Here is a 9,928-nt window from a genome sequence, read left to right on the forward strand (position 1 = left end):
GTCGGTGTTCGTGGAGCTGGGTCCTGAGGCGGCGCTGACCCCGATGGTCGTGGAGTGCACGGCCGGCACGGACACCGCCGCCGTCCCCGCCCAGCGCCGCGGCCGCGACCCGCGCGAGACCCTGGCCACGGGGCTCGCCACCGCCTTCGTCCGCGGCACCCCGGTCGACTGGGCCGCGACCGTGACCGGCGCGCGCCGGGTGGACCTGCCGACCTACCCCTTCCAGGGCCGCCCCTACTGGCTCGCCGCCGAGTCGCCCGCGGCGGAATCGGCGCCGCAGCCCGCCGCCGAAGCCGCGGACGGCGGGTTCTGGGAGGTCGTCGAGCAGGCCGACCTCGACGGCCTCACCGCCCTGCTGGACGTCCCCGCCGACGCGCCACTGCGCGAGCTGCTGCCCGCGCTCTCCGCCTGGCGCACCGAGGACCGCGCCGTGCGGACCGCCCGGTCCTGGCGCCACGAGCTGCGCTGGGAGCCGTGGACGCCCGCCGCGCCCGACGCCGCGCCCACCGGGCACTGGCTCCTCGTCCACTCCGCCGACGGCGGCGACCTCGCCGCCGCGGTGGCGCGGGCGCTCACCGACGGCGGCGCCCGGGTCCTGCGCCGCGAGCTCGACGCCAAGACCGCCGACCGGGCCGAACTCGCCGCCTGGCTCCGCGAGTCCCCCGACGGTCCGAGCCTCGCCGGGGTCGTCTCGCTGCTCGGCGCGGCGCCTGAGGAGGAGGGCGACGGCGGCGAGGCCCTGGTCCGCGCCGTGACGGCCGCCGTCACCCTGGTCCAGGCGCTGGCGGACGCGGACATCGCCGCCCCGCTCTGGTGCCTGACGGCCGGTGCCGTCTCGGTGCTGGGCGAGGACGTGGCCTCCGCCACGGGCGCCGGGATCTGGGGCCTCGGCGGCGTCGTCGGCCTCGAACACCCCCTCAACTGGGGCGGGCTGGCCGACCTTCCGGCCGACCCCGACGAGCGCTCCCTGACCACCCTGCTCGCCGTCCTGGCCGACGCCCGGGGAGAGGACCAGTTCGCGATCCGGCCGCTCGGCACCTTCGGCCGTCGCCTGGCCCGCCCCGACGCCACGGACACCCCCGCCCGCCCGGCCCGCCCCTGGCGGACCGGCGGCACCGCGCTGATCACCGGCGGCACCGGAGCCCTGGGCGGGCACGCGGCCCGCTGGCTGGCCGCCCGCGGGGCCGAGCGGGTGCTGGTACTGGGCCGCCGGGGCCCCGACACCCCCGGCCTCGACGGACTGCGGGCCGAGCTCGCGGCCGGCGGCGTCGACCTGGTCCCGGTCGCCTGCGACCTCACCGCCCCGGACGCCGCCGACCGGCTCGCCGAGGCCCTGGGCGAGGAACTCCCGCGCATCCGCACCGTGCTGCACGCCGCCGGTGTCGCCGGCCCCGCCCGGTTGCTCGACACCGACCCGGCCGCGATCGCCGCCACCGTCACCGCCAAGGCCGCCGGGGCACTGGCGCTGGACGAGCTGTTCGCCACGGCCGAGCTCGACGCCTTCGTGCTCTACTCCTCCGGCGCCGGGGTCTGGGGCGGCGCGGCGCAGGGCGCCTACGCGGCCGCCAACGCCCACCTGGACGCCCTCGCCCTGCGCCGCCGGCAGCGCGGACTCACCGCCACCGCCGTGGCCTGGGGCCCCTGGGCCGCCGGTGGGATGGCCGACGGCGAGGCCGGGCGCCACCTCGGCCGGCTCGGGGTGCGGCCGATGGACCCCGCCACCGCCCTGACCGCCCTCGGCCAGGCCCTCGACGAGGACCTGACCTGTGTGACGGTCGCGGACGTGGACTGGACCCGACTCGCGCACAGCTACGCCGCCGTCCGCCCCCGGCCGCTGATCGCCGATCTGGTGGCGGTGGCCCCGGAACGGCCGGCCGGCCCGGTGCCCGGCACCGTGCCGCCCCCGCTCCTGGACCGCTCTGCCGAGCGTTCGCCCGCCCGGCTGGCCGCCGAACTGCTCGACCTGGTCCGTGCCGAGGTGGCCGCGCAGCTCGGCCATGCCGGCGCCGACGCGGTCGACCCGGACCAGCCGTTCCGCGCGATGGGCTTCGACTCGCTGGCGACCGTGGGCCTCGCCCGGCGGCTCGGCGAGGCCACCGGCCTCGACCTCCCCGTGACCCTGGTCTACGACCACACCACCCCGACCGCGCTCGCCGCCCACCTGGCCCGTGCCCTGGACGAGGGGACCGCCGAGCGCCGCGCGCCCCGCCCGGAGCCGGGCACCGAGGAGTCCCACGAACTGCTGGGCTCCGTCTACCGGGAGCTGGCCCTGCGCGGACAGATGGACGACGCGGAGGCGCTGCTGGTCGGCGCGTCCGGCCTGCGCGAGGCCAGCGCGGATCTGCCGCGGCTGGCCGGCCTGGCCGGATCCGTCCGGATGTCGCAGGGCGGCGAGCATCCGCGGCTGATCTGCTTCCCGCCGTTCGCGCCGGTCGAGGGCAGCATCCAGTTCGGCCGGCTGGCCGGCGCCTTCGACGGGTTCTGCGGCACCGCCGTCCTGACCGTCCCCGGCTTCCGCTCCGGCGAGCCGCTCGCGGCCTCCCGCGACGTCCTGCTGGACCTGCTCACCGACGCGACCCTGCGCTGCGCCGAGGGCGAGCCGTTCGTCCTGCTCGGCTACTCCTCCAGCGGCTGGCTCGCCCACGGCGTCACCAGCCGGCTCCAGGCGGCCGGCACCGCACCGGTCGGTCAGGTGCTACTGGACACCTACCTGCCGGCCACCATGTCGCGCCGGATGCGCAAGGCGATGAACTACGAGGTGATCGTGCGCCGACAGGCGTTCACCGCGCTCGGCTACGTCGGACTCACCGCGATCGGCAGCTACCGGCGGATGTTCCGCGGCTGGGAGCCCGAGCCGACCACGGTGCCGACGCTGTTCGTCCGGCCGTCGCGCTGCGTGCCGGGCTCGCCCGAGGAGCCGATGACCGGCGAGGACTGGCGCTCCTCCTGGCCCCACGAGCACACCGCCGTGGAGGTCGAGGGCGACCACTGCACCATGATCGGCGAGCACGCGGACCAGACCGGCGCCGCGGTGCGCGGCTGGATCGCGGGGCTGTCCCGGCCGACCCCGTGACCCGTCCGGGAGCTCCGGCCCCGGACCGACCGACGACCGCACGACAGACGAAGGGACCACCGCCCATGACCCAGAGCACCGCCCCGACGCCCGCCACGACACGCGCCGAGGTGCGTCCGGTGCCCGGCTCGACCGGACACCTCGACGCGGCCTTCCTCGCGGACCGGGCCGCCATCCAGGACCTCGTCGCCGCCTACAGCCTGGCCTACGACTCCGGCGACTTCGACGCGCTCGGCGACCTGTTCACCGAGGACGCGAGCTTCACCTTCACCCCGGCCCCCGAGGGCTTCCCGCCGTCGGTGACCACCCGCGAGCGGATCGTCCACGCCATGGCCGCGCTCTACCACCACCACACCGGGACGCGCGGCGCCCACCAGCGCCACCTCACCACCAACACGGTGGTCGTCCGCCTGGACGGGACCACCGCCGAGGCGCGCTCGCTGCTCTCCGTCTGCTTCGCCCTCGACGACGGCACCCACGAGATCGGCCGCAGCGGCTCGTACGTCGACCTGCTGGAGAAGGACGGGCAGCGCTGGCGCATCGCGAGCCGCCACCTGTGGCTCCGGGACCTCCCCCGGATCACCGCCGCCGCCCCGGACGGACCGGAGGAGCAGGAGTGATCCCCGTCCTGGACCTCGTCCAGATCTCCTCCCTGCCCGACGCGGAACGCGAACTCGGGCAGCTGGCCCGCCGGTACCCGGTGATCCGCAGCCGGCAGGCCGACGGCACCGAGGCGTGGACCGTCCTCGGCGCCGAGTCCGCCCGGCGGCTGCTGGGCGACCCCCGGCTCTCCAGCGACCTCCACCGGCACGCGCCGCAGGCCGCGCAGGTCCCGGACGGCCCGATCGTCCTGTTCGAGCAGGACAATCCGGAGCACGCCCGATACCGCCGGCTGGTCAGCGCCGCCTTCGCCTCCCGCGCGGTGCGCTCGCTCGAACCCCGCCTCACCGAGATCGCCCGCGGCCTGCTGGACGCCCTGCCCGCCGAGGGGGAGGCCGACTTCGTGTCCGCCTTCGCCAACCCCTTCCCGCTGGAGGTGATCTGCGAGCTGCTCGGCGTGCCGGCGGCCGACCGCGCGGTGTTCCACTCCCGGGTCAAGAACATGGACTCGCCCTCGGCGCCGGTCCGCCAGGCCGCGACGGACGCCTTCGCCGCGTACTGCACCAACCTGGTCGAGGAGAAGCGCCGACAGCCCACCGAGGACCTGCTGAGCGAGCTCGTCGGCGCCCGGCTGGACGACGGACAGGCCCTCACCCGGGAGGAGCTCGTCGGCTTCTGCTCCGTCCTGCTGTTCGCCGGACACGTCACCACCGCCTACGTCATCTCCAGCGCGCTGCTCGAACTCCTCAGGCACCCCGACCAGCTGGCCGCGCTCCGGACCGACCGGGAGCTCGTGGCGAGCGCCACCGAGGAGGCGCTGCGCTACCGGGGCTCCCTGCTGTCGACCACCAACCGGGTGGCCCTCGACGACATCGAGATCGAGGGCGTGACCGTCCGCAAGGGCGAGCTGGTCCGCTTCCTGCCGTCGGCCGTCAACCGGGACCCGGCCGTCCGCGAGGACCCGCACGCCTTCGACCTGCTGCGCCCGACCACCGCGCACCTCGCCTTCGGCCACGGCCCGCACTTCTGCCTCGGCCACCAGCTGGCCAGGCAGGAGATCAGGGTCGCGCTGACCGAGATCCTGACCCGGTTCCCGGTCCTGGAACTCGCCGCCCCGCCCGGGCGGCTGACCTGGCACGCCTCGGACTTCCTGCGCGGGCTCACCGAGCTGCCGCTGCGCTTCGCCGGCTGACCGGCCCGACCGGTTCCACCACGAGAAACGGATGCCCCTCCCATGTCCGTCCCCGACCCCGACGCCGACCCCGACCTCGCGGAGCTGAGCGAGCGCTGGCTCCGGCAGTACCGGCCCGCCCCCGGGGCGGCCGTCACCCTGGTCGCCTTCCCGCACGCCGGCGGCTCCGCCAGCTACTTCCAGCCGCTGTCCGGTGCCCTCGGGCCGCAGACGGAGGTGCTCTGCCTGCAGTACCCGGGCCGCCAGGACCGCCGCCACGAACCCTGCCTGGACACCGTCGAAGCCTTCGTCGACGCCATCTGCGCGGTGCTGCGCCCCCGCACCGAACGGCCCCTGGTGTTCTTCGGGCACAGCATGGGCGCCGTCCTCGCCTACGAGACGGCCCGCCGGCTGGAGGCCGAGCGCGCCGTCGACCTGCTCGGCCTGATCGTCTCGGGCCGCCGCTCGCCGACCACCACGCGGCACGAGACCGTGCACCTGCGCGACGACGCCGGCATACTCGCCGAGATCCAGCGGCTGAACGGCACCGACTCCGCGCTCCTGGACGACGAGGACATCCGGCAGATGATCCTGCCGTGCCTGCGCGCCGACTACACCGCGGTCGAGACCCACGTCCACCGCGCCGAGCCGCCGCTGCGCTGCCCGGTCAGCGTGCTGACCGGCGACGCCGACCCGCAGGTGACCCGCCAGGAGGCGCAGCGCTGGTCGGAGGTCACCGCCGGAGGGTTCCGCCTCCAGGCCTTCCCCGGCGGGCACTTCTTCCTCGGCTCCCAGCAGGGACCGGTGACCAGGGCACTCACCGACTCCCTCGCGGACTTCCGCACCGCCGCACCCCCGTCCCGGACCTGACCCACCGGCCGCACCCCGGTTCCGCCCGCCGCACCCCGGGCGGAACCGGCCCCGGAGGCCCGTCGCACCCGGGCGTCAGGGGATCAGCACCACCTTGCCGCTGACCGTGCCGGACTCCGCCAGCCGCAGCGCCTCGGCGGCGCTGGTGAGCGGGAGTTCGGCGGCGACGCGGGCGGCGACCTCGCCGCGGCGGACGGCGCCGAAGACCTCGGTGAGGTCGGCCCGCAGCCGGGCGCGGAAGCCGTCCCTGCCCAGCGCCCGGCCGGCCCAGATGTTGTAGAAGCGGGCCCGGCGCCCGTTGGGCAGGGCGTTCCAGAGCCAGGTGCGGGCGAGGATCTTCAGCACGGGCCACTGCTTGGAACCGGTGTCGTCCCGGGTGGAGGCGCTGCCGTAGGCGACCAGGGTGCCGCCGGGGGCGAGCAGCCGCCAGGAGTCGACCACGCTGCGCCCGCCGACGTGGTCGAAGACCGCGTCCACCCCGCCGGGCGCAAGCTCCCGCACCCGGGCGGGGACGTCGCCGCCCCGGTGGTCGACGGGGACGGCGCCCAGCTCCCGCAGCGCGTCGTGGTGCCGGGCGGAGGCCGTGCCGATCACCGCCGCGCCCGCCGCGCGGGCGAGTTGGACCAGCACCGAGCCGACGCCGCCGCTCGCGCCGTGCACCAGGACGGTCTGTCCGGCCCGCACCCGGGCCAGCCGGTGCAGCATCTGCCGGGCGGTGATGCCGTTGACCACCACGGTCTCCGCCTCGGCCGGGGTGAGGCCGTCCGGCACGGGCACCGCGTCCGCGGCCTCCAGCACCACATGGCTGGCCCACCCGCCGACCTTCACCAGCGCAGCCACCCGCCGGCCGGTCAGCGCCGGGTCGACGCCCGCGCCGGCGGCCAGCACCCGGCCGACCAGGTCGTAGCCGGGGACGAAGGGGAACGGCGGCTGGTCGTAGTAGCGCCCGCGGCGCATCTGCTGCTCGGCGAACGAGACGCCGGTCGCCTCCACGCCGATCACGACCTGGCCCCGGCCGGGCTCGGGCACGGTCCCGTAGCGGATCTGCAGCTCCTCCGGAACCACCACACCCGGCAGGACGACTTCGAGCAGGCGCTGCTCAACCACGGCCGCGCCCCCTTTCCCTAGAGGATTTCGCGTTCGTTATAAGTTGTAACTCCTCTCCTTGGTGAGTGTCAACAACTTCAGTGAGACCCTCTAACTATGCTGTGCGGGGTCGGCGCCCCGTGGTACGTTCCACGTCGCCGTGCGCCCCTGCGAACCGAGGAGGTGGGACCGATCAACGCTGTGACAGGTCGGGCACCCCTCCCTCGCATGGCCCGGGAGTGCCCGCAGTAGGCACCCCGAAAGGCCCGTACCGCAATGCGCTTCACCACTGACACGTCGTCCGACGGCATCCGCGAGCAGCTCTTCGTCCTGGGGGAGACCCCCGGCGCGCTCTGGACCCCGGACGCCCCCGCCCGCCCCCGTCCGCTGGTCCTGCTCGGACACGGCGGCGGCGAGCACAAGAAGGCCCCCGCGATCCTGGCCCGCGCCCACCGGCTGGTCGCCGAGCGCGGCTTCGCGGTCGTCGCCCCGGACGTTCCCGGCCACGGCGACCGGCCGGTGCAGGAGGAGTACGACCGGATCGCCACCGCCAACCAGGCCCGCATCGCGGCCGGGGCCGAACCGGGGCCGCTGCTCGCGGAGTTCCACGCCCTGGTGGCGCGGCGGACGGTGCCCGAGTGGCGGGCCGTGCTCGACGCGGTCCAGCGGCTCGACCACGTCGGCGCCGGCCCGGTCGGCTACTGGGGCGTGTCGCTGGGATGCGGGCTCGGCGTCCCGTTCGTCGCCGCCGAACCCCGGGTGCGCGCGGCGGTCCTGGGCCTCGGCGGCGCCCTGGCCTCGGCCGGGGAGGCCGCGCGGATCACCGTCCCGGTGGAGTTCCTGCTCCAGTGGGACGACGAGCGCGTCCCGCGCGCGGCGGGCCTGGCCCTGTTCGAGGCCCTCGGCTCCGCCGAGAAGACCCTGCACGCCAACCCCGGCCGGCACGGCGACCTCCCGGCGTTCGAACTGGACGGCGCGCTGCGGTTCTTCGGCCGGCACCTCGGCTGAACCGGCGCTGACCGGCGCTGGCCGATGGTGACCGGCACCGCCCCGGCGCGCGTCACGGGACGCGTGCCGGGGGCGGACCGCCGGGCGGTGCTCAGCCCATCGACTTGGCGCCGTCCAGGGACTCCCGCAGGATGTCGGCGTGGCCGGAGTGCTGCGCCGTCTCGGCGATGAGGTGCAGCAGGACCCGGCGGGCGGACCAGCGGATGCCGGGCTCGGACCACGGCGCGTCGGGCAGCGGCTGCGTGACGTCGAGGTCCGGCAGGGTGGCGATCACCGCGTCGGTGCGGTCGGCCACCTCCGCGTAGGCGGCCAGGACGCCGGCCAGCGTCTCGCCCGGCAGCAGGCGGAAATCGTCGGCCCGCTGGTCCAGGTCGGCCTGCGTCATGTTCATGAAGTCGGGCATCGCGGACGGGCCCTCGAAGAGGAAGTCGACCCAGGACCGCTCGACGTCCGCGACGTGCTTGATCAGACCGCCCAGGCACAGTTCGCCCGCCGTGGTCCGCAGGCCGGCCTGCTCGTCGGTCAGGTCGCGCGTGGTGTGCCGCAGGAAGTGGCGCTGCGTGGCGAGCTGCGCGAGCAGGTCGGCCCGCTCGCCGGTGACCGCGGGGGCGGTGGTGGTCGCGGTGTCGCTCATGTCGGTACCTCCGTGGATGCTCCGTGTCGTCGGCCCCTGCCGTCCGACGTGATCCACAGTAGGGGTCGTATAGGTCAGATCCTGTCCTCCACTCCGCCCCGGACTGCGACTCTGACGTCCTGTCAGCGCCCTGTGGGCGGGGTGACAGCGGTACCAGTGCGCTGTCGGCGGGCCGACAGCGGCCGGCGGGAGGCTGGTGCGTGGAAGTGACCGATCCAAGGGAGGCACGCCATGTCGAACAGCACCAGGCCGCACCACTCGCGCACCACCTCGGTCCTGGTCTCCGGCGCCGGGATCGCCGGCACCGCCCTCGCCCACTGGCTCGACCGCTACGGCTTCCGGGTCACCGTCGTCGAGCGAGCCCCGTCGCTGCGCGGCGGCGGCCAGCCGGTGGACATCCGCGGCAACGCCCTGGACGTCATCGACCGGATGGGTCTGCTGGCCGAAGTCCGGTCGCGGCGCACCGGGCTGCGCGGAATGTCCCTGGTCGACGCGGACGGCCGCGAACTGAGCCGCACCACCGGGTGGACGGCCGGCGGCGGCCCCATCGACGGCCCCGACGTGGAGATCCTGCGCGACGAGCTCGCCGTCCTGCTCGTCGGAGCGGCCTGCCCCGGCGTCGAGTACCGCTTCGACGACTCCATCGACACCCTGGTCCAGGACGAGGAAGGGGTCCGGGTCCGCTTCCGCAGCGGCGCCGAGCGCTCCTACGACCTCCTGGTGGGCGCGGACGGGCTGCACTCCCACACCCGGCGCCTGGTCTTCGGTCCCGAGCGCGACTACCTGCGCCCGATCGCCACCTACCTCGCCGGCTGGAGCGCGCCCAACCACCTCGGACTCGACCGCTGGCAGGTGGTCCACCGGCCCGCCGGCGGTGGCGGCCGGATGTGCATGGCGATGACCGTCCGCGACAACACCGAGCTGCGCTTCTTCCTCGGCTTCGGCTCCGACGAGCCCGTCGAGCGGATGCTGCCGCGCGACCCGGCCGAGCAGCGCCGCCTGGTCGCCGAGCGCGCCGCCGGGATGGGCTGGGAGGTGCCGCGCTTCCTGGCGGCACTGGGGGAGACGGACGTGTTCCACTACGACGTCGTCGCCCAGATCACGATGGACCGCTGGTCGCGCGGCCGGGTGGTGCTGCTCGGCGACGCCGGCTACTGCTGCTCGCCGCTCACCGGCCAGGGCACCAGCGTGGCCCTGACCGCGGCCTACGTCCTGGCCGGGGAACTGCACACGGCCGACGGTGACCACCGGGCGGCCTACCCCGCCTACGAGCGGCGCCTGCGCGACCACGTCGCCGCCAACCAGGCGATCCTGGAGCTGACCGGCCACCGGCTGGACGCCGACGCCGTGGAGGAGCCCGGATCCTTCGGCGGCTTCGACGAGCCCGGCCCGGAGATGGACGCGGTCTACCGCGCCGCTACGGTCTTCGACCTGCCCGACTACTGACCGGCCGTCGACACGCCCGTGGCCCCGGCCCGCCGAACGG

Annotated in this window: 8 protein-coding genes; 6 read left to right on the forward strand and 2 right to left on the reverse strand. The window is 75.6% G+C overall.

Features of this window, described 5'->3' with window-relative positions; all coding sequences use genetic code 11:
- The 4 genes from ACFVFS_RS39550 to ACFVFS_RS39565 form a co-directional block, all read left to right on the forward strand.
- A partial coding sequence (locus ACFVFS_RS39550; protein WP_380629869.1) for an SDR family NAD(P)-dependent oxidoreductase occupies positions 1 to 3,073 on the forward strand: 3,073 nt, incomplete at its 5' end.
- A gap of 65 nt (positions 3,074 to 3,138) precedes the next feature.
- A complete protein-coding gene (locus ACFVFS_RS39555; RefSeq protein WP_380629870.1) occupies positions 3,139 to 3,693 on the forward strand; it encodes a nuclear transport factor 2 family protein in 555 nt (184 codons plus the stop codon).
- Positions 3,690 to 4,865, forward strand: a complete 1,176-nt coding sequence (locus tag ACFVFS_RS39560; RefSeq protein ID WP_380629872.1) for a cytochrome P450 — start codon at positions 3,690 to 3,692, stop codon at positions 4,863 to 4,865. Before ACFVFS_RS39555 ends, ACFVFS_RS39560 begins: the two co-directional genes overlap by 4 nt.
- A 42-nt stretch (positions 4,866 to 4,907) precedes the next feature.
- Positions 4,908 to 5,714, forward strand: coding sequence for a thioesterase II family protein (locus ACFVFS_RS39565; RefSeq protein WP_380629873.1), 807 nt, complete (start codon positions 4,908 to 4,910; stop codon positions 5,712 to 5,714).
- 75 nt (positions 5,715 to 5,789) lie between these two features.
- On the opposite strand, the gene ACFVFS_RS39570 is transcribed toward ACFVFS_RS39565, so the two are convergent.
- Positions 5,790 to 6,821 (reverse strand): medium chain dehydrogenase/reductase family protein, encoded by a 1,032-nt coding sequence (locus ACFVFS_RS39570; RefSeq protein WP_380629874.1) that lies wholly within the window; start codon positions 6,819 to 6,821, stop codon positions 5,790 to 5,792.
- Positions 6,822 to 7,076: 255 nt separating this feature from the next.
- Here ACFVFS_RS39570 and ACFVFS_RS39575 point away from each other — a divergent pair, with 255 nt between their 5' ends.
- On the forward strand, positions 7,077 to 7,808 hold the full coding sequence (locus tag ACFVFS_RS39575; protein WP_380629876.1) for a dienelactone hydrolase family protein: 732 nt from the start codon (positions 7,077 to 7,079) through the stop codon (positions 7,806 to 7,808).
- Positions 7,809 to 7,899: 91 nt separating this feature from the next.
- Here ACFVFS_RS39575 and ACFVFS_RS39580 read toward each other — a convergent pair whose 3' ends face one another.
- The gene (locus tag ACFVFS_RS39580) at positions 7,900 to 8,442 is read right to left on the reverse strand and encodes a DinB family protein (protein WP_380629877.1); all 543 of its coding nucleotides are present in this window, start codon (positions 8,440 to 8,442) and stop codon (positions 7,900 to 7,902) included.
- Between the two features lie 231 nt (positions 8,443 to 8,673).
- Between ACFVFS_RS39580 and ACFVFS_RS39585 the strand changes: the two genes are divergently transcribed.
- Positions 8,674 to 9,888, forward strand: coding sequence for an FAD-dependent monooxygenase (locus ACFVFS_RS39585; RefSeq protein WP_380629878.1), 1,215 nt, complete (start codon positions 8,674 to 8,676; stop codon positions 9,886 to 9,888).
- Positions 9,889 to 9,928 lie beyond the last annotated feature (40 nt).

It is taken from the genome of Kitasatospora sp. NPDC057692, assembly GCF_042799475.1.
Taxonomy (GTDB): domain Bacteria; phylum Actinomycetota; class Actinomycetes; order Streptomycetales; family Streptomycetaceae; genus Kitasatospora.

What these genes read in the sequence shown, in the direction of transcription:
- ACFVFS_RS39555 (WP_380629870.1), top strand. Translation starts at nt 3,139, where the DNA reads ATGACCCAGAGCACCGCCCCGACGCCCGCCACGACACGCGCCGAGGTG.
- ACFVFS_RS39565 (WP_380629873.1), top strand. Translation starts at nt 4,908, where the DNA reads ATGTCCGTCCCCGACCCCGACGCCGACCCCGACCTCGCGGAGCTGAGC.
- ACFVFS_RS39575 (WP_380629876.1), top strand. Translation starts at nt 7,077, where the DNA reads ATGCGCTTCACCACTGACACGTCGTCCGACGGCATCCGCGAGCAGCTC.
- ACFVFS_RS39580 (WP_380629877.1), bottom strand. Translation starts at nt 8,442, where the DNA reads ATGAGCGACACCGCGACCACCACCGCCCCCGCGGTCACCGGCGAGCGG.
- ACFVFS_RS39585 (WP_380629878.1), top strand. Translation starts at nt 8,674, where the DNA reads ATGTCGAACAGCACCAGGCCGCACCACTCGCGCACCACCTCGGTCCTG.